Source organism: Xanthomonas sp. DAR33341, from assembly GCF_003992815.1.
Taxonomy (GTDB): Bacteria; Pseudomonadota; Gammaproteobacteria; order Xanthomonadales; family Xanthomonadaceae; genus Xanthomonas; species Xanthomonas cissicola.
Genome location: NZ_QEYV01000023.1, coordinates 174,202 through 199,973 on the forward strand (window position 1 = coordinate 174,202; position 25,772 = coordinate 199,973).

A 25,772-nucleotide genomic window follows, 5' to 3' on the forward strand; every position below is an offset into this window, starting at 1 on the left:
ATGTCCACCGATTCCAAGTTGCGCCGTGATGCCCGCAAGCGCGCCGCCGAGCGCCAGCGCAACCAGGCCGCCGCCAATCCAGCGCCGGTGTCCCCGATCGAACCGCATGCCGAACTCCGCGACCAGCAACGCACCCTCTTGGCCGGCATCGTCCGCCGCGACGGCGAATGGGTGCTGGGCATGGACGGCCGCATCGCCGGCGAAAGCACCAGCGCCGCCCAGGTGCTGGCGCTGATCATGCGTGCGGCCGAGTTGCACGAACGCCAGGGCACCCCGGTGCGGCTGACCTATTCGGATGCGCTCAAGGATGCCGCGCATGCGGAGGCCCGTGCCGACGGCATGGAGTTCGAGCAGTTCAAGACCAGGTTGAGCGAGCGGTTGCAGGGCGGCACCAAGCTCAATTGAGCCTGCTCGCAGAAGCGCGTTCAGCGACAAGGCGTCATGTCATTGCCGCGATCCGGCAATGACAAGGCAATGTGTGTCAACGAGCTGCAGCAGGCGCAGTTTTCGTTGTAACCGGAGCGGCAGCCGTTGCCTGCCACCCGCACATCTGCCCTTGATTCTGCTGCTTCAGCCAGTCGCTCATCGGCGCGAAGTATTCCAGCATCGGGCCGGCATCGAGTTTGTCGTTGCCGGTCAGTTCCTTGAGTGTGGTTTGCCAGGGTTGGCTGGAACCACGCTGCAGCATCGACCAGTACTTCTGCCCGGCGTCCTTGTTGCCGTAGAAGCTGCACTCGTACAGCGGCCCCTGATGGCCGGCGGCCTGGCACAGGCCTTTGTAGAACTGGAATTGCAGGATATGCGCCAGAAAATAACGCGTGTACGGCGTGTTGCCCGGCACGTGGTACTTGGCGCCAGGGTCGAAGAATTCTTCGCCGCGCGCGCTGACCGGCGCCACGCCCTGGTACTTGGCTTTGAGTTCCCACCAGGCCTGGTTGTAATGTTCGGGCGTGATGGAGCCGTCGAACACGCCCCAGCGCCAGCGGTCGATCATCAAACCGAACGGTAGGAACGCCACCTTGCTCAGCGCCATGCGCATCTGCGAATTGATCAACGACTCGCGGCCGGTCTGTTGCTCGCCCACCATGCCGATCGATTGCAGGTATTTGGGCGTCATCGCCAGCACGATGGTGTCGCCGATCGCTTCGTGGAAGCCATCGTTGGCGCCGTTCTGGAACAGCGGCGGTAACGGGTTGTAGGCCAGGTCGTAATAGATGTGGCCCAGCTCGTGGTAGATGGTGGTGAAGTCTTCTTCGGTCGGTTTGATGCACATCTTGGTGCGCACATCCGCGCCGATGTTCTGGCTCGCCTCGCCGCCCATGTTCATGTCCCAGGCGCTGGCGTGGCACACCACGTCGCGGTCCAGCGGCTTGATGAACTGCGAGCGCTGCCAATAGGTGTCCGGCAGCTTGGGCATGCCCAACGATGTGTAGAAATCCTGCGCGCGTTCGGTCATCTGCTTGGCGGTGCGCAGCTGCGCTTCGCGTTCGGCGTTGAAGCGTGCGGCCGCGCCACCATCGCCACCGGTGTTGCGTGCCAGCACTGCGGTGAGGTTGCCCTGGTACTGCTTTTCCAGCGCGGAGGTGATGTCCAGATCGCCGGCCCCCGGGTAGGGCTGCAGCAGATCCCACAGATTGCTCCAGTCCTGCTGCCACATATTGCCCATCAGATGTGCCGGCAACAGGCCGCCGGCGACCTCGCCCTTGTCTTTGCCGTATTGCGTGTCGAGTTTGCCGCGCGCATAGCACTGCAACTGCGCATACAACGGTTTGACCTGTTCCCATAGGCGGTCGGTTTCGCTGGCCAGTTGCGCCGGCGGCATGTCGTAGCCGCTGCGCCATAGCACCCCGACGTCGGCGAAACCCAGCCCGCGTGCGCCCTCATTGGCCAGCTCGACGAAGCGTTGGTAGTCCTTGCGCATGGGTTGCGCAGTGCTGTGCCAGCCCTGCCATGCGTCGAGTTGCTCGTTGTAGTCGCGGCTGCTGGCCAGCACTTGCTCCAACTCGCCCAGCTGGCGGCAGCGGCGCTGCTCGCCTTCGCCCACGCAATAGCTGCCGGCGCCGTAATCGCCTTCCATCTTGGCGGCGATGCGGGTGAGTTCGGCCAGCTTGGCCGGGTCGCGCGGTGCGGGCAGGGCGCTCATCAATTTGAGCAACTGCAGCGCACGCGCACTGTCGGCCGACATCGGTGTGCCGGCGTACTGCCTGGATTGTTCGATCCACCGATCCAGCTGCGCCAGCGAGCGTTCGTTGGCCTTGGCCGCCAGCAACTGCGAATCGCCGTTGATATAGGTCGACGACAGCCACTGCGCAGCCGTGGTTTCCGGATAGGCCGCCTTGTATTCGGCGCTGATGCGCGCAACGAACTGGTCGGCGCTTTCGGCCGGCGCGGTCTTGGTCGCGACAGGTTTGTCCGGTGGTGCCGCATCCCGGCGGCAGGCCGACAAGCTCAGGGTGCCGGCAGCCACAGCCAATGCCAGCAACAGCAAACGAGGATTCACGGGTGGTCCTTGCAGTGAAGTCCGGCGAAGGCTAGAGCGCGCCGGGTTTCAGGGCAAGGGGCAGCGCCCGCCACGCATGCGATGGGGCGGGCAGGGGCAGGGGCAGGCGTTGGCGATCAGCGCAGCGTGGTGCCGGTGCATTTGGCGAACAGGTCGCGCTCGGGCACATAGACGCTGGTCTTGACCTGCATCAACCCAAGCACGGATGGGAACAGCGCATCCTGATCGGTGTATTGCCCTGCACGGTGGCGCAGGCAGGCTTCATCCAGGCCGCGATCGCGCGCGAACTCGGGCGAGAACCACATCACCATCGGCACATGGGTCTGCTCCTTGGGCGCGATGGCGTACGGGACGCCGTGCAGGTACAGGCCTTTTTCACCGAGCGATTCGCCATGATCGGAGAGATAGATCATCGCTGTGTCGTAGTCCGGCAGGCCGCGCAGCGCATGGATGGCCTGATTGAGGAAATGGTCGGTGTACAGGATCGAATTGTCGTAGGCGTTGACGATGTCCTGGCGGCCGCAGCTGCCCAGATCCGCGGTCTTGCACACCGGTTTGAAGCGTTCGAGTTGCGCCGGGTACCGCTCGAAGTAGCTCGGGCCATGGCTGCCCAGTTGATGCAGCACCACCACGCGGTCGCCAGGTTTTGCGCGCACCTGTGCAGCCAGATCGCTCAGCAGGATCTCGTCCATGCAGCGGCCATCGGCGCACAGGCCCGGTGTGGTGGCTTCGTCCAGCTTCTGGATCTCCAACCCGTCGCACACGCCCTTGCAGCCGGACTGGTTGTCGCGCCACAACGTCGAAATGCCAGCGTGCTCCAGTACATGCAGGAACGACTGATGGCCACGGATCATGTCTTCGTTGTAATCGCGACGGCCGTAGGGGGAGAACATGCAGGGCACCGAGACCTCGGTGCTGGTCCCGCACGAATGCATGTCGGGGAAATTGATCACCCCTGCCTGCGCCAGCTCCGGCGTGGTCTGGCGGCCATAGCCGTTGAGACCCCAGTTCTGCGCGCGTGCGGTTTCGCCCAGCACCACCAGCAACAGGCGCGGGCGGCTACCCGGCGCGCGCGGTGTTGCCGTGGCGTCGTGTTCGATCGGCTGTTTGGGCGCGCGCTTGATCGGCGATTCGGATTTGAGGTTTTGCCGCAACGCCACGATGTAATTGATCGGCGTGGCCAAATAACGCACTTCGCGGTGATTGCGCATCAATGCCGAAATATCCTGCGAGGAGAGCATGGCGCCGGCAGCGCCGACCACCGCCACCACCAGCAGGAAACCCGATCGCGCCAGCACCGTCTTGCCCACGCTGCGTGCGCGCAAACGCGTGCGCCACAGCAATGCGGTCGGAATCAGGAAATAGCACACCAGCGGCAGGATCAGGCCCGGCGTGAGCAACTCGCGCGATTCCTTGTGATCGGTATGCAGCACGTTGCGCAGCATGTCCGCATCCAGATAGACGTTGTAGCTGTCCATGTAGTGCGCGGCCAGGGCGGTGGTGAACAGCAACAGCGTCAGCAGCGGCTTTGCATTCCAGCGCCAGACCAAAACGCCCAGGAGCAGCGCATGCACGGCCACCAGCAGCGCCATCAACGAGATCGCAAACCCGATGCTGCCCGGATGCGTGGCCATGGCCGTGCGCCAGAACAACTGATTGCACGCCAACGCAAAAAACAGGCTCGACAGCAGCACCAGCGCTTCGGTCGACACCGTCGGCCGCGTACTCCATGTCAGCGCGCGCAGGCCACTACGCTTGCGCGGTTCCGGCAACCAGGTACTCATGCTGCATCCCCCAAGGGCAACATCAATCCAAGCGCGCGACGCGGCTTTTGCAGCATCACGCAGTACAGCGCCAGTGCGCTCACCCAGCACACCGCCAGCGACCATAGGTCGTGCGAGAGAAAATGCGCGCCGCGCAGTTGTTGCGCAACACCGAAAATGAGACCTGCTGCCAAGCCTATGAACAGACCTGCAGACCGCCATGCAGGACGGAGCGCCAGCGCACAAAAATACAGCGCCACCCACGCATAGCCGGCACTGGCATGGCCGGCGGGAAAGCAACCTGACGCGGCAATACCGTGGCGCGATTCGAATAGCCCGATCATCGCTTGCGTACCGCCATAGCGGCTCAGATCCCACGGGCAATCCATCGCCGTCCACGACTTGAGCAGCGACACCAGCGAGGTCGACAGTGCGATAGAGGCGGCCAGGTAGGTCAGCGGCCAGCGCAACACCTTCAGGCGTGGCCTGCACCACGCAACAATGGCCAGCACCAGCACGCCGACTCCGGCTGCCGTGCTCAACCATTTACCCACGCGGTGGATCACGCCACTGGTGAACCAGTGGTCCTTGAGTAGCCAGTGCCCGCCTTCCAGCCGATACAGCGTATCGGCAACCCATTGGTCGCCACCGGCGCCCATCAGCAGCGCGCTCGCCAACAGAACGCAGGCCAGGGGCAGCCACAGATGGCGCACAAGGAAGTGCGTCTGCATGCCGCTGGCGGTATGCGCCATGGTCGGCGCACGGATGGGAAGCGTTGTCATCGAGATGGCGGCCTGTGTCAATGCCCGACATCTTCGAAACCCGGATGTCGGAAAGCGGTCGGACCGGGGTTGCTCGGCCGTTAACCCGACACCAAGCGTTCAGTCTGCATCGCCTTCGCTACCGGTTTGTTCGGCATCGGACGCGGTGGCGATGCAACCGGCATGCCATGCCGTGCCCGGCAGCAACTGCCATTGATTGCGATTGGACTCGCCGATATCGATGCGTTGGGCCGGATCGATACACGCCGGCACCGCCTGCTTGAGCACGAACAGCCAGCGGGTGTGCGGCGCTTGCGCAAGCCATGGGCCGGCCTTGGCCCACTGGTCCTGCCAGCTCGCCTTGAAGCCGAAATCGGTCACCGGGCGATCGGCCTGCAGCAGGTTCTGCTCGCGCCAGGCCAGCATGCCCAGCTCTGCGTCCGCGCCGATGCGCTGGCCCACGCGCTGCATCAGACGTGCGGACGAACTGTAGGGATCCAGCGCCGGCATCAACCCCAGTCCGAACACCGTCCATAGCGTTGCGGTCATTACCACCAGCGCGGCGCCCGCGCGTTTACCGCGCGACCATGCAATCGCGGCCAGGCCGACCACGCCCAGGCCGATCAACCAGAAACCCACCGACTGCAGCGAGGCAAGCTCCATGCCGCGCTTCACTGCAGTGTTTTCGGCCCAGTGCAGATGCAGCGCAATGCCGCCACCCAGCACCAGCCCGGCAACGGCAAGCAGCAGCACATATCCGGTCAGCAGCATTCGCACGCCGCGCCGGCGCAACAACCCGGCCAGCAACGGCGCCGCGGCAATGCACAGCGCCGGCAGCATCGGGAAGATATAGACCTCGCGCTTGCCCGGGCTGGCGCTGAAGAACAGCAGCACCAGCACGCTCCAGGCCAGCAGCAGCACATAGCGTGGGTCGCCGCGGCGCAGTCGCCGCCACCAGGCCGGCAGTAGCCACGGCAACAACAGGCAGCCGGGCAGCCACAAGGTGGCGATCACCTGGAGGTAGTACCAGAACGGTTTGACGTGATGCCAGGCGTGCGCATAACGCGTGCCGGTCTGCTTGAACAACAGCTCGTGCGCGTAGGCATGCAGCTGCGGGTCGTCGCTGTGCCATAGCGCGATGCCCAGCGGCCCCAGCCACACCGCGGTACCGGCCACGAAAGCCGGCAGCACCAGTCCCCAGCTGCGTCCTGCCAGCGCGCGCGCCGGCAACACGCTCCAATGCGTACGCCGCAGCGCCATCCACGGCAACAACAGCAGCAGCGGCAGAAAACCGACGCCCTTGGTCACCGTCCCGACCCCGGCAGCGAACAGGCCCAGCATCCAGGCGCGCCAGTCCGGCCCGCGCAGCAGGTGCCGCAGCATTCCCCACAACGACAGTGTGGTCAGCGCCACCAGCACCATATCGATCTGCGCACGCTTGGCCATCAGGCCGAACTGCAGCACCGTGAACAAGGCCAGCACCGCATAGCCCGCCACGCGCCGAGTCCATAGCCGGCGCGCGATATCCCAGGTCAGCCACAACGTGGCCAGCGCAGCCAGCAGCGACGGCAGCAGGAAGGCCACCGGCCAGTGCGGTATCAGTTCGTAGGTTGCCGCCTGCAGCCACATGAAGACCGGTGGTTTTTCTGCGTACAACTCGCTGCCACGGTGCGGCAGCAGCCACTGACCGGTCTCGACCATGGTGCGCGCGGCCAGCACGAAGCGCGGCTCGTCCGGCGGATTGGGTTGGCGCATGCCCAGCCCGGCCAGCAGGCTGACAACGATCAACAGCAACGCCACCAGCAGCGCGCGCTGGCGGGATGAGGAGGCAGCGATGGCAGGCGACACGCGCACGCCCTGAGTAAATGCGGGCAGACACTATCTGGCAAGTGGGTCGGAAATTTGTCGGAGCCGAGCCGCGTGATCGCGCATCGCAGCGCAGGCATCGCCGTGCGCGGGTGCTGGAGCGCAACCGATTGGAAGGCCGTACCGGCGATACCGGTCGCGTTTGGCCAGCCTCGGTTAGGATGCGCACACCGTGCCTGCCGGGCCGTCCTGGAAACCCGCTCATGCGGCTGCTGGTCATTGAAGACAACCGCAATATGGTTGCCAACCTGTTCGACTATTTCGAAGCGCGCGGGCATACCTTGGACGCTGCGCCCGATGGCGTCACCGGCCTGCATCTGGCGACCACCCAGCATTACGACGCGCTGATCCTGGACTGGATGATGCCGCGCATGGATGGACCGGAAGTGCTGCGCCGGCTGCGTGAGCAGCACCAGTCCGAACTGCCGGTGATCATGCTCACCGCACGCGACGAACTGCCGGACAAGATCGCCGGTTTCCGCGCCGGCGCCGACGACTACCTGACCAAACCCTTCGCGTTGCCCGAGCTGGAGGTGCGCATCGAAGCCCTGCTGGCGCGTGCGCACGGCCGTCGCCGCGGCAAACTGCTGCAAGTGGCCGACCTGCGCCTGGATCTGGCCACCCTGGAAGCGACACGCGCCGGACAGGTGCTGCATCTGTATCCGGCCTGCCGCAAGTTGCTGGAAGTGCTCATGCAGGCCAGCCCGGCCGCGGTGACGCGGCAACGCCTGGAGCAATCGTTGTGGGGCGACGACCCGCCCGACGGCGACATGCTGCGCTCGCATATCTACGAGTTGCGCCGCAGTGTGGACGGCCCGTTCGCGCAAAAACTGATCCATACCTTGCCGCGGCTCGGCTACCGGCTGGCGCAGCTGGATGCGGCCGATGCGCCTGGCGCTGGCGACTGCAGCGATGTCTAAACAGCGCCCGTTGGGTCGCCGCGTGCTGGTGTGGTTGTTCGGCTACACGCTGTTGATGACCCTGGCGGTGTTCGGCACCGCGCAGTACCTGCACGAACGTGCCGAACACGGCGTGTGGCGCTCGCTGCTGAATTCCGAACTGGACAGCATCCTCGAGCGCAGCCTGCAGGATCCGGATTACCGCTGGCAGGACTCGGACACCTTGCGGCTGTACCGGGTCGACGACGTCGCGCACACACCGCCGGTCTTGCGCACCCTGCATCCCGGCTTGCACGACGGTCTGGAGATCGCCGGCCGCCAGAGTGCCGTGATGGTGCGCGACACCGCGCATGCCGGCCGCCTGGCCCTGGTGCTGGACATCACCGATTTCGAAGCGTTGGAAAAATTTCTGACCCGCTGGATGCTGGCCGCTGGCATCGCGCTGATCGGCATCACCTTGCTGATGGGCACATATGCGATGGCGCGGCTGGTGCGCCCGCTGGTGGAACTTGCGCGCGACATCGGCGCGTTGCGTCCAGAGCAGCGCGCGCAGCAGATTGCGGTCGGGCCACAGGGCAGCGCCGAGCTGTACGTGATTGCCGATGCGCTCAACGATTATCTGGAGCGCAATAGCCAGTTCGTCGACCGTGAGCGGGCTTTCATCGACAGCGCCAGCCATGAATTACGCACGCCCATCGCGGTGATCGGCAATGCGGTGGAGCTGGCGCTGGACCAACCCGGCACGCCGCCGGCGGTGCGCCACCAGCTGCAGCGCATCGCGCAGACCAGCACCTCGGTCGAGCAGTTGATCACCTTGCTGCTGGTGCTGGCCAAAGATCCTGGCCGGCTGGTGCGCAGCAGCGATGCGTTGCGGCTGGATCAGTTGCTGCCGGACATCGTGGCCGACCACACGCACCTGTGCGCCGACAAGGATCTGCAACTGGTCGTGGCCCCGCTGCCGCCATGCAGCGTGGTCGCCCCGGTCGCCATCGTGCAGACGGCCATCGGCAACCTGCTGCGCAACGCCATCGAAAACAGCGACCGCGGCATCATTCGCATCTCGCTGTCGGCGCCCGGCGTGGTCTGCATTGCCGACCCCGGCCATGGCATGACGCCCGAAGAGATCAGCGCCATCTACACGCGCCTGGCGCGCGGCAACGTCCGCCAGGGGAGCGGTATCGGGCTGGAACTGATCGGACGCTTGTGCGAACACCTAGGCTGGCATCTGCAGCTGGATTCCAATGCCGGGCAGGGCACGGTGGCCACGCTGGATCTCTCCGGCGCCACGGCAACGGAATCCTGAGGAGATCACGTAACCGACTGCACTCACGCCAGGCGGTGCGTCCGCTATTCGATACTGCAGGTGCCACACGCCCGCTGCGGGTCCTGCGAAGGCGCCACACCGGCCTGATGCCTATTCGCTGCTGACGCTGCTCGCTGCGGTTGAGCCGCCGCTTGAACGCGCCGCGCAAGCTCAGGCAGGCAACAAGCCGCGTGCGTCCAGCCAGCTGCGCGCGTTCTCCGCGTCCTGCTCGAACCAGGCGCGCGTGGAGCCCAGCCGATACGTATAGCCCCAGCTGTCCATGTCCGCCATCAGGCGCGCGCTGCCCACACCAGGCAGTTGCTCGGCCAGCAGGATCTGCAGGTAACAGGTGGCGTCTTCTTCTTCCACCGAATCGGTCGCGTCGGTATGCACCGCAGCGCGTTTTTCCGCAGGCAGCACGATCAGATGCCCGGCTTCGTGCAGAAGCGAATGCACCGGTGTGTCGTCGCGCACGTACACATCGCAGCCGATGATGCCGGCTTCCGGTTCGCCCCAGAAACTGCCTGGAATCGCCGCGTCCGATTCCACGCGGTGCAGGCGCAAGCCATAACGCGCGAGCAGGGCGGCAGGTGCGTCCAGGCCGATATCGGCCACGCGCAGAACATCGGCAGCGGTGGGTATGGCGGCAGTGGGAGTGGTCACGCGCAATGGCTCGCGGTCGGGTCACATGCAACAACGGCACCGTGCGAACGCGGTGCCGTTGTTGGCGCTACTTGTCGCCGTCTTCCGGTAGGGCGACCGAAATATCCAGCACGTCGTGTTCGCCATCCTTGACCAGATCCACACGGACCGCATCGGCATCGATGTTGACGTATTTCTTGATCACTTCCAGCAACTCGCGCTGCATCAGCGGCAGGTAATCCGGCCCGCCGCGGTGGTTGCGCTCCTGCGCAATGATGATCTGCAGGCGGTTCTTGGCCGTCTCGGCGGTGTTCTTCTTGCTCTTGAGAAAATCGAGCAGGCCCATGCTTACCCTCCGAACAGCTTGCTGAAGAAGCCTTTCTTCTCCACGGATGTGAATCGCATCGGGCGCTCCTCGCCCATGATGCGGGCGACTGCGTCGTCGTACGCCTGGCCGGCCGGGGATTCGGCATCCAGGATCACCGGCTCGCCCTTGTTGGAAGCGTTGAGCACGTCGCCGGATTCGGGAATCACGCCGATCGCCTTCAGGCCCAGCACTTCTTCCACATCGGTGATGCTGAGCATCTCGCCGCCTTCCACGCGGCCCGGGCTGTAGCGGGTCAGCAGCAGGAACGCCGGCACGGCCTTGCCTTCTTCGGCCTTGCGGGTCTTGGAATCGAGCAGGCCGATGATGCGGTCCGAGTCGCGCACCGAAGACACTTCCGGATTGACCACCACCACCGCGCGGTCGGCGAAGTACATCGCCAGGAACGCGCCTTTTTCGATACCGGCCGGCGAATCGCAGACGATGTAGTCGAAGCCGTCGGCGGCCAGGTCCTTGAGCACCTTTTCCACGCCTTCCTGAGTCAGCGCGTCCTTGTCGCGGGTCTGCGAGGCGGCCAGCACGTACAGGTTCTCGAACCGCTTGTCCTTGATCAGCGACTGCTTGAGCGTGGCTTCGCCGTGCACGACATTGACGAAGTCGTACACCACGCGCCGCTCGCAGCCCATGATCAGGTCCAGGTTGCGCAAGCCGACGTCGAAGTCGATGACCGCCACCTTCTTGCCGCGCTTGGCCAGCCCGCAAGCCAGGCTTGCGCTGGTGGTGGTCTTGCCGACGCCGCCCTTGCCGGAGGTGACTACGATGATTTCAGCCAAAGGATTTCTCCGAATATTTCTGTGGTTGGGCCGCGTCAATCAAGCGCAGCGATCTTGATCTGATCCTGCTCCAGCCAGACCTGGACGGCCTTGCCACGCAGGTCCATGGGAACATCGTCCAGCACCTTGTAGTGGCCAGCGATGGCAACCAGTTCGGCGTGGAAGTCGCGGCAGAAGATGCGCGCGTCGGGGTTGCCCTGCGCGCCGGCCAGAGCGCGGCCACGCAGGGTACCGTAGATATGGATGCTGCCGTCGGCGATGACCTCGGCCCCGGCACCGACCGTACTGAGTACGGTCAGGTCGCAGTTCTCCGCGTACAGCTGCTGACCGGAACGCACCGCGGTGCGCTGCATCCGGCCCGGAGCCGGTCGCGCGGCCGGCGGTGCCGGTTCGGCACGTGCGGGCGGCGGTGGCGGTGGCGGGCTGACCGCGGTCGGCTCGTACTGCGCGCGAAATTTGGCCAGCAGCGGCACGCCCAACTGCTGGGACAGCAGGTCGATCTCGCTGGTGCCGTAGGCCAGCGCCACCGGCAGCACGCCGGCATCGCGCAGACCTTCCAGCAGGGCCTTGGCCGTGGCCAGGTCCGGCACCTGCGACAGCCCGCCGAAATCCAGGATCACCGCCGCACGGCCGAACAACTTGGGCGCGCGGGTCACGCGCTCGCGCATTTCCTGCACCAGCCGCGACACATCCAGGGTGCGCACGCGCAGGTTGGCAATCCCTACTTGGCCGATCTTCAGCTCGCCGGCCTGTTCAAAATCCACATTCACACTTGCCACAACTCAGCTCCCCGTCGATGGGCTAGCGGCGGTGGCGGCATGACGCGGCCGGCCCACCCACGGCAAGTCTTCGGGCAACTTGCCGCCATAGGTCTCTTTGACCCACCGATAGCTGCACATGTCTTTCATCAGCATGCTGGCGCGCACGTCCACATCGGGCATGGTGTTCTGGCCAACCTCGCGGAAGCCGAAACTGCCATGGAACAGCAAGGCCGCGTCGGCGCCATGGTCCAGAAACACCTCGCACGCCAGCTGCGGGTAGCGCAGCTCGGTATAGCTCTGCACATCGGCATAGAACGCCCGCCCGACGCCACCGCCGCGGCGGCGGCTGGCGACCACGATGCGGTCGATATAGAAGAATTCCGGGTAACGGTCCCGGAACCAGGCGAAATTGCTGCTGTCGTGCGCACTGCCGCTTCCGAAACCGACCAGAAACCCGGCCAGGTTGCCGTCGCGCTCGGCGACGCGGAAATACTCGGCCTGCTCGTAGAAACGTTGCAGCTTGGTTGAATCCAGCGGCAGGATCGCCAGTCCGGCATTGTTGTTCAGGGCCAGGACGGAATCGAGCTCGTGCTCGCGCACGTCGCGGATGACGATCGACATTGGGACTCCGTGAGGTAACGCGTCGACCCGAAATCGGATCTGCGTCGGATTATTACATGCGTGGCCTGAAGCGGCGACCCAGCGCATGCGATCGGCCGGCGCGCGGCAGGTGCCGGCGTGCAATGGCGCGCCAGCATAGGCGCTGTGCGGGCCCGACATCCGCAACCCGTGCGTGCGCGCCGGCATGCATGACTTCCGGCAAGAGGGCAGCGCGCTCGCTTCCGCCTAAGATGCGGACATGTTGGGATACCTCAGTCATACGCGCGTCCTGCGCTTCGCCGGCCTGTTCACCTGGGCGATGATCGTCATGCCCTTGGTGTACACCTACTGGCCGCCGGCCGAAGAGGGCGACCACCGCAGCGTGGCCGAGGCGGTGATGATGTCGGCATTCTTCATCGGCTTCGGCGCCAGCTACTTCTGGTTGACCCGCGGCTTGAACAGCGGCGGCCACGCGCACTGGTACGACCGGCTGATCCTGTTGCTGCTCACCATCTGCGCGCTGGCGGTGAGCTATCTGAGCGGAACCGGGCTCGGCAGCATTTTGATGATGGTGGCGGCGGGGGTGATCCCGTGGCTGCTGCCGCTGCGCGTGGGCGTGCTGTGGCTGGTGCTGAGCCAGCTGGCGGTGCTGCCGGTGTTCTACTACCTGCGCCCGGACTTCACCCTGTTCGCGGCGCTGATGCAGTCGCTGTTGTACGGCGGCTTTTCGATGTTCATCTTCGTCACCAGCCTGGTGGCCCGCCAGCAGACCGATGCGCGCGAAGAGCAGCGCCGGCTCAACGCCGAACTGCGCGCCACCCGCGCACTGCTGGCCGAGAGCGCGCGCATCAACGAGCGCACCCGCATCTCGCGCGAGCTGCACGACCTGCTCGGCCACCACCTCACTGCGCTCAGTCTCAACCTGGAAGTGGCAGGCCACATCACCGAGGGCCAGGCCCAGGAGCACGTGCGCCAGGCGCACACGCTGGCCAAACTGTTGCTCACCGATGTGCGCGAGGCGGTCAGCCATCTGCGCGACAGCGGCGCGATCGACCTGGAAGCGGCGCTGCGCCCGCTGGTGACCCAGGTGCCGTCGCTGGATATCCACCTGGATATCGCCCAGCCGCTGACCCTGGACGACCCCGAGCGCGCCCACGTGCTGCTGCGCTGTACCCAGGAAATCATCACCAATGCGGTGCGCCATGCCGGCGCGCGCAACCTGTGGATCCAGGTGCGCCGCGATGCCGATACGGTGCTGATCGACGCCCGCGACGACGGCCACGGCGCCGATGCGGTCGCGCCCGGCAACGGGCTGCGCGGCATGCGTGAGCGGCTGAACCAGTATGGTGGGCAGCTTGAGATTCAAACCCGGCGGGGTGACGGCTTCGGCCTGCGCATCGCCGTTCCAGGCGCGCCGGCACTGATGCCTGCGGCCGTGACCCAAGGAGTGTTGTGATGATCCGTGTGTGCCTGGTCGACGATCAAACTCTGGTGCGCCAGGGGATCCGCTCGCTGTTGGCGCTGGACGACGGCATCGAGGTGGTGGCCGAGGCCTCCGACGGCAAGCAGGCGGTGGAGCAGATTCCGCAAATCCAGCCGGACGTGGTGCTGATGGACATGCGCATGCCGGTGATGTCCGGGCTGGAAGCGCTGCAGATGCTCTCGCGCAACGGCGCCCTGCCGCCGACGATCATCCTGACCACCTTCGACGACGACCAACTGGTGCTGGCCGGGCTCAAGGCCGGTGCCAAGGGCTATCTGCTCAAGGACGTCTCGCTGGAACAACTGGTCGGCGCCATCCGCACCGTCGCCGACGGCGGCTCGCTGGTGCAGCCGGCGGTGACCCAGCGCCTGCTGTCGGGCCTGGAGCACATGCGTAACGAGTTCGTCAGCCTGGACCGACCCGATCCGCTCACCGACCGCGAGACCGAGATCCTGCGGCTGATGGCGAGCGGGTTTTCCAACAAGGAAATCGCCAACTCGCTGGGCGTGGCCGAAGGCACCATCAAGAATCACGTCTCCAACATCCTCTCCAAGCTCGGCGTACGCGACCGCACCCGCGCGGTGCTGAAAGCGTTCGAGCTGCAGCTGGTGTGATCCCGGCGCCCGCGCCCGCCTGCAGCAGGGGCGGGACTCGCATTCAGGCCGCTGCAGCGTCGGTCGGACCGTGAGACGGGCGGCCCAATGCCGCCTGGCAGCCGCAACATCACACGCACGCAGCGCGTGATGTGCATGATAGCGGCGCGCAATCGCCCAAACCCTTGTGCAGGCTGGGATTGCGCATCCCCCAGGCGCCGCGTTGCGCGGTGAATGACACCGCAAGACCGCGCTACCCGTCGCACAACTGAACATCTTTCTCGAAGCCTGCTAGGATGGTGGCTTCGCTTCACTCAACCCGGCCGTGGGATCGGCCCCGGAGACCTCCTGAATGACCCGTATTATCGAGTTCCTGATCGCCTTGGGGATCGTGGCTGGCTTGTTTGTCGTGGTGGGCTTGGTGTTGCCCTCGGAGCGGCAGATGTCCGAGAGTGTTGAGACCAACCGCAGGATGACGATTGTTTACGACACCGTGAACAGCTTCCGTCGTTTCAAGGATTGGAACCCGCTTGTGCTGCGTGACCCGAAGATCCAGCTGAAGCTGGCCGGCCCGGAAGAGGGCAAGGGTGCACGCGTTGAATACAGCTCCAACGAGGGCTATATCGGCAACGGCAGCTGGGAGATCACCAACAGCGTCAAGAACGAGCGTGTTGAGATCGCAATCGAAGATCCCACCAAGGGCTACGACAAGGTCACCAATTTCACCCTGGTGCCGACCGGCAAGAACAACAAGAACGTCAAGATCACCCAGGATTACAGCGTCAAGTACGGCTGGAACCTGTTTGGTCGCTATGCCGGTCTGTACGTCAGCCGCCACGTGGGCGACGACCTGAAGTTGGGTCTGTCGCGTCTGGCGACCGCACTGGCCACCGTGCCGAACTTCGACTACCGCGCCGAGCTTGACGGCAAGCCGGTGTTGAGCGACCTCAAGATCGTCGATGTGCCGGCCGAGGACCTGTTGGTCGTCACCGCGGGCAACATCGATCGTGACAACGAGACGATCAAGAAGTCGATCAAGGACAACCAGGAGTGGATCAAGCGCGTGATGGATTCCAACGGCCTTGAGGCGGTTGGTCCAGTGCGCATCGTCACCACCGACTTCGCTTCCGACAAGTACGCCTTCGACGTGGTGCAGCCGGTGCGCAAGCGCGCTGGTGGTGCTCCGAAGACCGACGCCAAGGCCGACGCCAAGAAGGACGACGCGGCTGCCGCGGCACCCGCCGATGCAACCCCGGTGGCTGCAACGGGCGAAGAGCTGAAGCTCAACATCCCGTCCGAAGCACCGGTGAAGTACCAGCGGGTTCCGGCGCACCGCTCGGCATTTGCGACCTACGCAGGCCATATGGCCGGCCTGGATGCAGTGCGTAACTCGCTGCGTGCCTGGGCTGCCACCAGCGGCATGGACGTGACCGATCGTCCGTACGAATCCTGGAAGGGTGGCGTGGACAAGTCGTTTACCCAGGACGGCACGTACGACGTCTACTGGGCCATCAAGTAATCGTCTCACCACGATGAGCTGATCCAGACGAAAACGCGCCGCAGTCTTGCGGCGCGTTTTTTTTTGCGCTCCGGCGCTGTCACGGAAGTTGCCTGCATGTCTTTGCTTGATCGTCGCAAGAAACATCCCTCGCTGCTGGCCTTCTGCGGCGGTTTGCTGGCGGCCATTGCCGTCGGTCTATCGGCCTATGCCTCGCACGGCGTTGCCGATGCGGTGATGCAGTCGCGGCTGCAGGTGGCGTCGTTGTATGCGTTCGGGCATGGCGCGGTCCTCACCGTGCTGGGCGCCACCGAAACGCGCGCGCTGGGCCGGGCGGGCTTGTACCTGCTGTTGCTCGGCACCTTGCTGTTTGCCGGCAGCCTGGTCGGGGGTGCGTTGCTGCAGTGGCCGACCACCCTGGCGCCGGTCGGCGGAGTTGGGCTGATGCTGGGCTGGGTGGTGCTGGCCATTGGTGCGTTGAGGCGCTGAGCATGCCGCGCCATGCCCGCGGATTCGATGTGGAGGCTGCGTTCGCGCACGTGTCCCGGCGCGATCGCGCGCTGGGTGCGTGGATGAAGCGCATCGGCCCGATCGCCCCGCAACCGGGGTGGCACAAACCCTTCGACCCGGTGGATGCGCTGGCACGCGCCATCCTGTTTCAGCAACTCAGCGGCAAGGCGGCTTCGACCATCGTGGCGCGTGTGGAAGTGGCGATCGGCGCGCAGCGTCTGCATGCGGACACCCTCGGTCGTATCGACGATGCGGCGCTGCGTGCCTGCGGCGTTTCGGGTAACAAGGCGCTGGCCCTGCGCGATCTGGCACGCCGCGAAAGCGAAGGCGAGATTCCCTCGCTGCGCAGGCTTGCCTTCATGGACGAGGAAGCCATCGTGCAGGCACTGGTGCCGGTGCGCGGCATCGGCCGCTGGACTGTGGAAATGATGCTGATGTTCCGCCTGGGCCGCCCGGATCTGCTGCCCATCGACGACCTGGGCGTGCGCAAAGGGGCGCAGCGCGTGGACAAGCAGGAGCAGATGCCCACCCCCAAGGAACTGGCCGTACGCGGTGAACGCTGGGGCCCGTACCGCACCTATGCCGCGTTCTATCTGTGGAAGATTGCCGACTTCAGCGTGGCGACCAAGGTGCCGACACCGCGTTCGCAGGAGTAGGACGCTCGCACGCGGGGCAGATGCGACGGGCGGTCGGGTCCAGCCGGGTTGCGTGGCGCATGAAGTTCGGCCGGCTCATCCCGCCGACCAACACCAATGCCACGGTTCGTAGACGATGCCGTGCGGGTTGTTGCGTGGGTAACTCAGGCGGTAGCCGAATGCGAGCGCGTTGCTGCACAACCAGGCGAATGCAGGCGTGGCTTCGAAGGACTCTTCGGCCGGCGGCTCGCCCGGTGTGCCCAGATCCAGTGCGTCGCCGCTGTGATGTTCGCTGAAACCCGGCGCTGCGTTGACCGTCAGGATCTGCTCCAGGGTGAGCCCGCGCGCGAACTTGCGCTCGAAGATGCCCAGTTGGTAGTCGTGGCTGCGGTAGCCGGAAATCGCATCGAGAACCACGCCGTCGCGCGCGGCTGCGCGCCGCAGGGACTGCCAGGCGCGCGCGGCGCCGCGGCTCAGCCACAGCGGACGCCGGTAGCGGTCGCGGCCAGCGGCGTGCAGGGTGGCCGGTTCGGCCTGCAGCGCTAGCCTGGTGCTGCGTGCGTAGTCCTCTCCATCCAGGCCGAGGCGGGCAAGGCGTTGCTGCAAGGCGCCCAGCGGCAGTAGCGTGGCGCTGTCGGTGGACCCGCGGGTGGGCAGGGCATCGAGGCGGTCCAGCGCCGCGTCGATGCCTGGTTCGTGCATCAGTCGCGGTACCAGCGCATGCAGGCCGCGCGTGGCGGCGACGGCGAGGTAGCGGCCGTCGCACTTGCGCCGCAGTAGCCAGGTCGCCTGTGCGAGCAGCCGTGCATCGGCATTGCTGCGCGCGCGCAGCAATGCTGTTGGCAGCAGTTCGATGCATTCGGTGTTGAGCAGCACGGTGGGAGCGGAGCGCATCCATACAGGGTAGGGCCAACTGCGGTGCGCGGCCAGCCGTGCATCTCCGCGGATGCCAGCGGCGGCCAGGCGCATGCAGGCGATCAGAATGCGTCGGGTCAGCAAGATCGCGCGAATTTCCAGCAAATCTCGCGCAGCAGGAGTTTGCCGCCGCGCATGCGTGACGGTGCCGGCCAGCCCGATCAGCAGCAACAGGCCGATGTGGAGCGCGTCGGCGCCCGGGTGGGCGGCGCGGGCGCACCCGGGCTAACGGCCGGCAATCGGCGGCGCACACGCATGTCAGAGTTCCCGCTTGAAGATCAGCAGCGGCTTGGTGCCCGGCATGGTGAGGATTTTGACCAGCTCCCAGCCCAGCTTGCCTTGCTTGCTCAGCTCGGCCTGCAGGTCCTCTTGCTTAAGGCCCAGAAGCAGATTGGTCTTGGCCTCGAGGGTGAGGTATTCCCAGCGCTTGCTCATGTGTCCCGCTCCTTATCGTCTCGCGGCTTCGGTAGCCGGCCAGCCTTGCGTAACGCATCACGCAGCACGTATTCGATCTGCGCATTGAGGCTGCGCAATTCGTCGTCGGCCCAGCGCTGCACGGCGGCCAACACATCGGCGTTGATACGCAGCGGGTAGGCTTTTTTTTCGCTCATTTGCCGTCTCTGCGGCCGCCATGACGGCGCAGGTGCATCACCATCGACACGATCAACGCGTTGACGCCGACGAGCATGCCGATCACCACCGCATAGATGCCGGCGCGGTTGTCGCCAGCCCAGTACAGGCATGCGGCGCCGACCAGAATCACCAGGCTGATCAACGCCCAGCGCAGGCCCAGCCCGCGTGCGCGGTCGTCATCGTCGGCGCCAATGGACGCGGCGATGGCCAGCGCGGGCAAGCCGGAAAGCGCAACCACCAGGGGCACCATGATATTCATCGGATCGATCTCGGAGTGGCTGACGCAACGCAAGCGAGTGGTCGCCAGGTGGACGTGGAGGGCGCGCCCACAAGCGCAGTGTACGAGTGGCGTATGCCGATGCCGAGCAGTGGCTGCGCCCGTCTGGCGGTGAGAGCAGGCGTCCTGTTGGCTGCCCTCAGTACAACGAACCGGCGTTGACTACCGGTTGGGTGCCGCGATCCGAGCACAACACGGTAAGCAGGTTGCTGACCATATGCGCCTTGCGCTCTTCGTCCAGCTGCACCACGCCATTCTTCTGCAACTCCGACAGCGCCATTTCGACCATCCCCACTGCGCCGGCAACGATGCGCGAGCGTGCGGCAATCACGGCATTGGCCTGCTGGCGCTGCAGCATCGCCTGGGCGATTTCCGGCGCGTAGGCGAGGTGGCTGATGCGCGCCTCGATCACGTCCACGCCGGCCTGGGTCAGGCGCTCGTCCAGATGCCGCTTGAGCTGCTCGCTGATTTCGGCCGGATGGCTGCGCAGCGAGATCTGGCCGTCTTCGTGCTGGTCGTACGGATAGCTGGTCGCCATCGCGCGCAGCGCCGCTTCGGACTGGATATGCACGAAGCTCTCGTAGTCGTCGACGTTGTAGACCGCTTCGGAGGCATCCAGCACCTGCCATACGATCACCGCAGCGATTTCGATCGGGCTGCCATCCAGCTCGTTGACCTTGAGTCGTCCGCTTTCGAAATTGCGTACGCGCTGGCTGACGCGACGCTTGGCGTAGAACGGCACATTCCAGCGCAGGCCAGCGTCCTTGACGGTACCGACGTACTTGCCGAACAGGCTCAGCACCGCTGCCTGGTTGGGCTCCAACGTATACAGGCCGGCCAACATGAAAATACATGCCGCCACGACCAGCACCGCGGCGATGAACGCCCCTGGCGTGACGCTGGTGCCGGCCATCATCGTCAGTACGTACCAGGCGGCACCGAGGAGGCCGGCGCCTGCGACGAGGACGACAGGAATGCCGGGCAACGAACCGATCGGCTTCTCTTTCATGAGCGCGAGTCCTTGTGGAGTGGTAAAAAGATATCAATGTGATATCGGTTAAACAATGGCCGTTCGTCGGAGTGGGAGCGGGCAACCGTTAGAATGGCGGCCCCTCTCGCTCTGGACCGCGCTCATGACCACTCTCGGCACGCCGTTATCGCCTTCCGCCACCCGCGTGCTGTTGTTGGGCTCGGGCGAACTGGGCAAGGAAGTGGCGATCGAGCTGCAGCGTTTCGGTGTGGAAGTGATCGCGGCCGACCGCTATGCCAATGCACCGGCGATGCAGGTGACGCACCGCTCGCACGTGCTGGACATGCTCGACCCCATTGCGTTGCGCACGCTGATCGCCAATGAGCGGCCGCATCTGATCGTGCCGGAGATCGAAGCGATCCATACCGAAACCCTGGTGGCGCTGGAACGCGAGCAAGGCCAGAAGGTCATCCCGACGGCGCGTGCCGCGCGCCTGACCATGGACCGCGAAGGCATTCGCCGCCTGGCAGCCGAAACGCTGGGCCTGCCGACCTCGCCGTATCGCTTTGTCGATACCGTCGAGGAGTATCGCGATGCAATTGCCGCGGTGGGCTTGCCATGCGTGGTCAAGCCGGTGATGTCGTCCTCGGGCAAGGGCCAGAGCACCCTGCGCAGCGAGGCCGATATCGATGCGGCATGGGAGTATGCGCAGACCGGCGGACGTGCCGGTGCCGGTCGCTGCATCGTCGAAGGCTTCATCGATTTCGATTACGAAATTACCTTGCTCACCGTGCGCCATGCCGGCGGCACCTCGTACTGCGATCCCATCGGACATTGGCAACAGGACGGCGACTACCGCGAAAGCTGGCAGCCGCAGCCGATGTCGGCCGCTGCGTTGCGCCGCTCGCAGCAGATCGCCAAGGCCATCACCGACGATCTCGGCGGCCGGGGTCTGTTCGGTGTGGAGTTGTTCGTCAAGGGCGACGAGGTGTGGTTCAGCGAAGTCTCGCCGCGCCCGCACGACACCGGCCTGGTCACGCTGGTCTCGCAGGAACTGAGCGAATTCGCGCTGCATGCCCGCGCCATTCTCGGCCTGCCGGTGGGCGCGCAGGACGGCGGCGTGATCCGTCAGGCCGGCCCTTCGGCATCGTGCGCGTTGCTGGCGCACGGCAATGGCGTGCCGGTGTTCGACAACGTGGCCGAAGCACTGCGGGACCCTGACACCGCACTGCGCCTGTTCGGCAAGCCCCGCGTGGACGGCCATCGCCGCGTCGGCGTCACCCTGGCGCGCGCGGACAGCGTCGATGCTGCGCGTGAGAAGGCGCGCGTCGCCGCCGCGGCGTTGACGATCCAGCTGCAGGCCTGAGCGGCGTACGGCAGACGCAGTGCAGCGCATCGCTGCATTGCGTCGACGCGCCAGGGGCGCTCGGGATTTATGCGCACGTCTTCTCGACGCTGCCCGACGCGGGTGATTGATCAGACCTGGTGACGCCACGCCATCCGTCACCGCAAGCAGCACTGCGCCTGGCTAGCTGCTCGTGCGCGGATCTTTTTCCGAGCCAGGTGTCGATACCGCAAACGGGCAAGGACCTCGCTGTTCCGACGCCCCAACCCAACTCCTCAATCCCCCGCTACTCAGTCAGGTCGACCCACACCGCATGATGGTCGCTGCCATCGGCGATCACCGCTTCCGGCGCGTTGCTGGCCGGCCAGAAAATGCCGCTGCCGATCAGGGTGAACTGGCGCGACGGCAGCACGTAGTCCAGGCGCATGGTGCCTGCCTGCGGGCCGAAGTCGCCGGTGACCTGATGCGGGTCGCCGCTGTGGGCGATGCCCAGCGCGGCGTATTCGGCGGTTTTTTCCGGGCCGCCATCGCTGTGCGGCGTGGGGTACTGCAGCACGCGCGGGTGATGGATCAAGGCGCGGATCGCCTCATGGCGGCCGGCACCATCGACCGGGTCGTTGTTCAGATCGCCCAGGATGACGAAGCGCGCATCGGCAGCCAGGCCGCCGCAACCGCCCTTGTCGTCGCAGAGCCAGCGTTGGCTGTCGGGTGCGTTGTCCAGGTACGCGCGCCACAGCTGCAGTTCGTCGTGGTTGCGCGCGGCGTTGCGTTTCTCGGCACCGTCGAATACGGGCGGGGTAGGGTGCGACACCAGCGCATGCACCACACCCAACGGCGTGCGCACCGGCACATCCCAATGCGATTTGGACGACAGCCGCAGCTGCGCCCAGATGGCATCGCTGTAGTACGACGTCTTGCTGGCCGGATCGATCGGCCGCAGTGCGCCAGGTAGCGCGCTCCACTTCAGCAGCTGGAAGCTCCGCACTGCCTGCGCATCGATCGGGTAACGCGACAACACCAGCATGCCGTACTGGCCGGGATGCAGCCCATAGCCCCACGCGTCGTTGCCACGCGCGCGTCCTTCGCCTCCGGCGCTGCCGTTGTTGTCCAGATCCAGGCCGCTCGGCACGCCGGTATTGACCGATGCCAGATAGCGGTACGGATACCGCAACGCCTCGCCGCCGCCCGGCTGGGCCACCTGCAGATAACGTTGCTGGAACAGGTCGGCAGCGCGGTGTTCCGGGTCGAAGTCGAATTCGTTCAGCAGCACCAGATCCGGGCGCACGCGCTGCAGTACCGCAGCGATCTTGCGCGCATGCGCGCTATCGCCCTGCAGCTCGCGAATCAGGCCGCCGGCCTCGTCCGAATACAGCGAGGTGTTGTAGGTGGCGATGCGCAGCCGTGCCGCGGCCGGCCGGGCGGCGAGGGTGTCGGTCTGCATCTTGGGCGAGGGCGCGGGGTGGGCGCAGGCCGCGCACAAGGCGGTCAGCGCGAGCAGCAGGAGAGGTTTGATCATTGCCAGATTCTCGCATGCGGCATGCGACATGCCGATGTCGCAATCCGGCGGTTCAGTCGACCGATGCGTGGGCGGGCAAGCCGCGCCAGTGGCGACCATCGTAGGCTTCAAGTGCGCTGAAGCGGCGCTTGTAGTTCATCTTCGCGTGGCCATCGATCCAGTACCCCAGATACAGGTGCGCGCGTCGCTCGCGTTGCGCCCACTGGATCTGCTGCAGGATCGCGAACGTGCCCAGGCTGCGCGCTGCCGCCTCCGGCGCGTAGAACGTGTACACCGCCGACAACGCATGCTCGGTGACATCGGTCACTGCGACCGCCAGCAGCCGGCCGGGCAGGTGCGCGATGGCCGGTTCGCGAATCTCCAGAAAGCGTCCGTGCGACCAGCCGCCGATCAGGAACTGGTCGAATTCGGTGGCGCCATGTTGGTCCATGCCGCCGCCGGCATGCCGGTGCTTGAGGTACTGGCGATAGAGCGCCAGTTGTTCGTCGGTGCGCTCGGCGGCTACCACGCGCACCACCAGATCCCGGTTACGCGCCAGGCAACGGCGTTGGCTGCGGTCGGGGTGAAACGCATCCACCGCGATGCGTACAGGCACACAGGCACGGCACCGTTCGCAGTGCGGCCGGTAGACCAGATCGCCGGAGCGACGGAAGCCCCATGCCAGCGCTTGCGGATAGATCGCCCCCAGGCGCGGATCGTGCGGATCCAGCACCAGATCGCGCGCCTGCCGGTCGGACCAATAGCCACAGGCATGCTCGCCGGTCTGGAACAGGCGCAGGTCGTCGTGGGTGTCGGCATGGATGGCCATGGCCGAAGGATAGCGCCTGCGCGTCGCATCAGCGGCGACTGTCCGCCGGATGAATACGTCCGGCCTGGACGTCAACGCGCGCATCGATGGCTCGTTGATGGGGGTGTTGGTGGCAGCGCACGGGCGATCCGAACGCACCACCCACGCGATGCGGCCCATGCAGGTGCCGCGTGTGGTTCCTATCTTCCAGGAGTGTCTCATGACGTCACGCAAACCCTTTCTCGCCCTGGCCGTGCTGGCCGCGCTGTCCACCGGCACCGCGTTCGCCGCCACCGTGCCGGCTCCCGGCGATGCGCCGCGGCCTGCCAAACTCGACAAGAACGGCGATGGCGTGATCGACCGCAGCGAAGCGGCCGCCGATCCGACGCTGGCCGCGCAGTTCGATACGCTGGACACCAACAAGGACGGCAAGCTGTCGCGCGACGAGCGCCCGCATCATCGTGGCCCGGGTCGCGATGGGCGCGGCGGACGCGGCGAATGGATCGCCAAGCTCGATACCAACAAGGATGGCCGTATCAGCCGCGAAGAAGCCAAGGCCGACCCCAAATTCGCTGCGCGCTTCGACCAGATGGATCTCAACAAGGACGGCTTCGTCGACCGTGCCGACCGTGAATTGCGCATGCAGCAGCATCGCGATGCGTGGTTCGCCAAGGCCGACACCGACAAGGACGGCAAGTTGAGCAAGGCCGAGTTCGATGCCGCATCCAAGTGGCGTGGCGGGCACGGGCCGGGCGGGATGGGCAGGCACGGCGACGATGGCAAGCCGTCACCGGCAACCGCGCCTGCGACCAACCGCTGAGGCATCGCCGACCGCGGCGCTCGTTGCGCATTGGCGAGTGCCGCTCGGGTGAGCGGTGAGTTCACCCAGCTGTTTGCAGTACGTAACAAGGCGCCGATCGACCGCGCCCTTCCGCCTGGCGGGAGGGCGCTTGCGTTTGGAACAGACGCTGAGTGCGGGTACAACGCTCAGTCGTGCTTCCAGGACGTAGGAACCGGATTGGAGACGGTGTTCTTCTCCAGTGTGTACGTGCCGTTCTGCTGCGCGATCGCTTCGCCGGTGTCGACGATGGCGTTCTGGATAAAGACATTCTGCTTGTCGCCGCGCACGAAGGTCAGCTGGTGGAACGCAGTCTTGTTGCCCCAATCTTCTGAGGGCAGGGAGATGAACCGGATGGTGTAGCTCTGGTCGTCGAATGTTCCCTGCAGCACATAGACGCCGTAATGGTTTTCGCCCTGGGAAATGATTTTGTACATGCCGTTGCTGAAATAATAGATTTCCGCATCGGGGAATGGCTTCTTGTCGTAGAGCTTGCGGTAGTGAAGCACCTGCTTGAAGGTCGGTGCTCCGAAACTCACCGATAGCGTCTTGCCATCGGCGGACTTGGTGAGTCCGTCCGCATGCGCGCTCATGCTGACCATCATCAGCAGACTGGTGAACAGACTTGCCTTCACGTCATGACTCCGGGGTCTGGTTGAATCCTGACCGCTTATAGCAGCGCGGGCGCTGCCCGATGACTGCGACAGTCGGATACGAACCCATCACTTCGGATCGCGCGAGGTTGCTCGCTAGGCGCCTGCCTTCGCATGCCATGCGACGCAGGCCGGCAACGGATGTGACCGCGCCGACGAACATGCCTGTGGTACCAGCGGGTGGCCGCGCCGGGGAGCTGGGGTCAGCGGGTCGGCTGGATCCGCACGCGCACTTCGTCGTCTTCTGCTGCCGGTTGTACGGCATCTGGCGCCGGCGCCTGTTGCGATGCCGGCTGGGCCGCTGGTGCCAGTTGCGTCGGCGCGTTGCGATGGCGCATCACCACCGCCATCGCCACGGCGCCGATCACCAGCAGCAACACCAGGCGGATACGCCAGGCCCAGCTGCGCGCACTGGAGCTGGAGCCGTTTTCGCCTTCGCGGAAGGTGTATTCCACGTTCGGCAGGTCGCGGCGGGTGGTGTCCAGCAGGCGGGCGTCGCGCAGCAGCTCGCGTGCGCGCGGCTGGTCGTTGGCATGCACGATCCAGACGGTGGGCTGCGCCTGGGCGTTGCTCTGTTCCAGGTAGCTGAACTGGCCGCCGCGCTTGCTTTGATAAGAGCGACCGTTGCTGATGCGGATCTCGATTCCCGCATCGCGCAAGAGATTGGCCACGCCTTCGGCGGTTTCGATACGTTGACTGCTGAAGATCTTGCGCATGGTGGAAAACGCCGTTGGGTCCGGAACAGATGGCGCCGTTGAGGCGCCAGTTCAAGATGAAAGATCAAGGTGGGGGTGATGCGGTCAGGGGATCGCATGCGGTGTCTGCAGTGCGCGGGAAGCGGTGCTCGGCTGCCTTCACCCAGCCAG

The 25,772-nt window shown here is 65.4% G+C and carries 28 protein-coding genes; 10 read left to right on the plus strand and 18 right to left on the minus strand.

The window, feature by feature from the left end; all coding sequences use genetic code 11:
• Positions 1–405: a hypothetical protein gene (locus EO156_RS09395; RefSeq protein ID WP_003484384.1), complete on the plus strand. Its 405-nt coding sequence runs from the start codon at positions 1–3 to the stop codon at positions 403–405.
• A gap of 76 nt (positions 406–481) precedes the next feature.
• On the opposite strand, the gene EO156_RS09400 is transcribed toward EO156_RS09395, so the two are convergent.
• From EO156_RS09400 to EO156_RS09415, 4 genes are all read right to left on the minus strand, one after another.
• Positions 482–2,500: a M2 family metallopeptidase gene (locus EO156_RS09400; protein WP_016849555.1), complete on the minus strand. Its 2,019-nt coding sequence runs from the start codon at positions 2,498–2,500 to the stop codon at positions 482–484.
• A gap of 116 nt (positions 2,501–2,616) precedes the next feature.
• The gene (locus EO156_RS09405) at positions 2,617–4,284 is read right to left on the minus strand and encodes a phosphoethanolamine--lipid A transferase (RefSeq protein WP_016849554.1); all 1,668 of its coding nucleotides are present in this window, start codon (positions 4,282–4,284) and stop codon (positions 2,617–2,619) included.
• Entirely contained in the window at positions 4,281–5,045 is a 765-nt protein-coding gene (locus tag EO156_RS09410; protein WP_026006926.1) for a phosphatase PAP2 family protein, read from the minus strand. The genes EO156_RS09405 and EO156_RS09410 overlap by 4 nt, the downstream gene beginning before the upstream one ends.
• 99 nt (positions 5,046–5,144) lie before the next feature.
• Entirely contained in the window at positions 5,145–6,878 is a 1,734-nt protein-coding gene (locus EO156_RS09415) for a glycosyltransferase family 39 protein (protein ID WP_016849552.1), read from the minus strand.
• A gap of 215 nt (positions 6,879–7,093) precedes the next feature.
• Here EO156_RS09415 and EO156_RS09420 point away from each other — a divergent pair, with 215 nt between their 5' ends.
• Both EO156_RS09420 and EO156_RS09425 read left to right on the plus strand, forming a co-directional pair.
• Positions 7,094–7,810, plus strand: a complete 717-nt coding sequence (locus EO156_RS09420) for a response regulator transcription factor (RefSeq protein WP_003484375.1) — start codon at positions 7,094–7,096, stop codon at positions 7,808–7,810.
• Positions 7,776–9,092 (plus strand): HAMP domain-containing sensor histidine kinase, encoded by a 1,317-nt coding sequence (locus EO156_RS09425; RefSeq protein WP_016849551.1) that lies wholly within the window; start codon positions 7,776–7,778, stop codon positions 9,090–9,092. The genes EO156_RS09420 and EO156_RS09425 overlap by 35 nt, the downstream gene beginning before the upstream one ends.
• A gap of 171 nt (positions 9,093–9,263) precedes the next feature.
• On the opposite strand, the gene EO156_RS09430 is transcribed toward EO156_RS09425, so the two are convergent.
• The 5 genes from EO156_RS09430 to EO156_RS09450 all read right to left on the minus strand — a co-directional run bounded on the left by EO156_RS09430 (position 9,264) and on the right by EO156_RS09450 (position 12,274).
• Positions 9,264–9,755 carry a hypothetical protein gene (locus EO156_RS09430; RefSeq protein WP_003484372.1) on the minus strand — a complete coding sequence of 164 codons (492 nt, stop codon included), beginning with the start codon at positions 9,753–9,755 and terminating at the stop codon, positions 9,264–9,266.
• A gap of 67 nt (positions 9,756–9,822) precedes the next feature.
• Positions 9,823–10,080 (minus strand): cell division topological specificity factor MinE, encoded by a 258-nt coding sequence (minE, locus tag EO156_RS09435; protein ID WP_003484370.1) that lies wholly within the window; start codon positions 10,078–10,080, stop codon positions 9,823–9,825.
• 2 nt (positions 10,081–10,082) lie between these two features.
• On the minus strand, positions 10,083–10,892 hold the full coding sequence (gene minD, locus EO156_RS09440; RefSeq protein WP_005930297.1) for a septum site-determining protein MinD: 810 nt from the start codon (positions 10,890–10,892) through the stop codon (positions 10,083–10,085).
• Between the two features lie 35 nt (positions 10,893–10,927).
• Entirely contained in the window at positions 10,928–11,671 is a 744-nt protein-coding gene (gene minC, locus EO156_RS09445) for a septum site-determining protein MinC (RefSeq protein WP_015472406.1), read from the minus strand.
• A 3-nt stretch (positions 11,672–11,674) separates the two neighbouring features.
• The gene (locus EO156_RS09450; protein ID WP_016850433.1) at positions 11,675–12,274 is read right to left on the minus strand and encodes a GNAT family N-acetyltransferase; all 600 of its coding nucleotides are present in this window, start codon (positions 12,272–12,274) and stop codon (positions 11,675–11,677) included.
• A gap of 238 nt (positions 12,275–12,512) precedes the next feature.
• On the opposite strand from EO156_RS09450, the gene EO156_RS09460 reads away from it, so the two are divergent.
• From EO156_RS09460 to EO156_RS09480, 5 genes are all read left to right on the plus strand, one after another.
• Positions 12,513–13,709, plus strand: coding sequence for a sensor histidine kinase (locus EO156_RS09460; protein WP_005915636.1), 1,197 nt, complete (start codon positions 12,513–12,515; stop codon positions 13,707–13,709).
• A complete protein-coding gene (locus tag EO156_RS09465; protein WP_005915638.1) occupies positions 13,709–14,350 on the plus strand; it encodes a response regulator transcription factor in 642 nt (213 codons plus the stop codon). The genes EO156_RS09460 and EO156_RS09465 overlap by 1 nt, the downstream gene beginning before the upstream one ends.
• 331 nt (positions 14,351–14,681) lie before the next feature.
• Entirely contained in the window at positions 14,682–15,848 is a 1,167-nt protein-coding gene (locus EO156_RS09470) for an SRPBCC family protein (RefSeq protein ID WP_005915640.1), read from the plus strand.
• A 96-nt stretch (positions 15,849–15,944) separates the two neighbouring features.
• Positions 15,945–16,316 carry a DUF423 domain-containing protein gene (locus EO156_RS09475; RefSeq protein ID WP_003484359.1) on the plus strand — a complete coding sequence of 124 codons (372 nt, stop codon included), beginning with the start codon at positions 15,945–15,947 and terminating at the stop codon, positions 16,314–16,316.
• Between the two features lie 2 nt (positions 16,317–16,318).
• The gene (locus EO156_RS09480) at positions 16,319–16,993 is read left to right on the plus strand and encodes a DNA-3-methyladenine glycosylase (RefSeq protein WP_003484357.1); all 675 of its coding nucleotides are present in this window, start codon (positions 16,319–16,321) and stop codon (positions 16,991–16,993) included.
• Between the two features lie 75 nt (positions 16,994–17,068).
• Here EO156_RS09480 and EO156_RS09485 read toward each other — a convergent pair whose 3' ends face one another.
• The 5 genes from EO156_RS09485 to EO156_RS09510 form a co-directional block, all read right to left on the minus strand.
• Entirely contained in the window at positions 17,069–17,866 is a 798-nt protein-coding gene (locus tag EO156_RS09485; RefSeq protein WP_029828319.1) for a M15 family metallopeptidase, read from the minus strand.
• Positions 17,867–18,145: 279 nt separating this feature from the next.
• Complete coding sequence (locus EO156_RS09490) at positions 18,146–18,322, minus strand: DUF4177 domain-containing protein (RefSeq protein ID WP_005915646.1); 177 nt, start codon at positions 18,320–18,322, stop codon at positions 18,146–18,148.
• Positions 18,319–18,498, minus strand: coding sequence for a hypothetical protein (locus EO156_RS09495; RefSeq protein WP_016850295.1), 180 nt, complete (start codon positions 18,496–18,498; stop codon positions 18,319–18,321). Before EO156_RS09495 ends, EO156_RS09490 begins: the two co-directional genes overlap by 4 nt.
• Complete coding sequence (locus EO156_RS09500; RefSeq protein WP_005920636.1) at positions 18,495–18,779, minus strand: hypothetical protein; 285 nt, start codon at positions 18,777–18,779, stop codon at positions 18,495–18,497. The genes EO156_RS09495 and EO156_RS09500 overlap by 4 nt, the downstream gene beginning before the upstream one ends.
• Positions 18,780–18,936: 157 nt before the next feature.
• Positions 18,937–19,806 (minus strand): SPFH domain-containing protein, encoded by an 870-nt coding sequence (locus tag EO156_RS09510; protein ID WP_003484350.1) that lies wholly within the window; start codon positions 19,804–19,806, stop codon positions 18,937–18,939.
• Positions 19,807–19,930: 124 nt separating this feature from the next.
• Here EO156_RS09510 and purT point away from each other — a divergent pair, with 124 nt between their 5' ends.
• The gene (purT, locus tag EO156_RS09515; RefSeq protein WP_016850294.1) at positions 19,931–21,133 is read left to right on the plus strand and encodes a formate-dependent phosphoribosylglycinamide formyltransferase; all 1,203 of its coding nucleotides are present in this window, start codon (positions 19,931–19,933) and stop codon (positions 21,131–21,133) included.
• A gap of 265 nt (positions 21,134–21,398) precedes the next feature.
• Here purT and EO156_RS09520 read toward each other — a convergent pair whose 3' ends face one another.
• Entirely contained in the window at positions 21,399–22,727 is a 1,329-nt protein-coding gene (locus EO156_RS09520; RefSeq protein WP_016850293.1) for an endonuclease/exonuclease/phosphatase family protein, read from the minus strand.
• Complete coding sequence (locus EO156_RS09525) at positions 22,681–23,595, minus strand: arginyltransferase (protein ID WP_026007056.1); 915 nt, start codon at positions 23,593–23,595, stop codon at positions 22,681–22,683. The genes EO156_RS09520 and EO156_RS09525 overlap by 47 nt, the downstream gene beginning before the upstream one ends.
• A gap of 40 nt (positions 23,596–23,635) precedes the next feature.
• Here EO156_RS09525 and EO156_RS09530 point away from each other — a divergent pair, with 40 nt between their 5' ends.
• Positions 23,636–24,235 carry an EF-hand domain-containing protein gene (locus EO156_RS09530; protein WP_026007055.1) on the plus strand — a complete coding sequence of 200 codons (600 nt, stop codon included), beginning with the start codon at positions 23,636–23,638 and terminating at the stop codon, positions 24,233–24,235.
• Between the two features lie 167 nt (positions 24,236–24,402).
• Here the strand turns inward: EO156_RS09530 and EO156_RS09535 are convergent, their stop codons facing one another.
• Together EO156_RS09535 and EO156_RS09540 are read right to left on the minus strand one after the other, a co-directional pair.
• Positions 24,403–24,888 carry a hypothetical protein gene (locus EO156_RS09535; protein WP_003484342.1) on the minus strand — a complete coding sequence of 162 codons (486 nt, stop codon included), beginning with the start codon at positions 24,886–24,888 and terminating at the stop codon, positions 24,403–24,405.
• Between the two features lie 221 nt (positions 24,889–25,109).
• On the minus strand, positions 25,110–25,622 hold the full coding sequence (locus EO156_RS09540; protein WP_016850290.1) for a DUF2007 domain-containing protein: 513 nt from the start codon (positions 25,620–25,622) through the stop codon (positions 25,110–25,112).
• Positions 25,623–25,772: the final 150 nt, after the last annotated feature.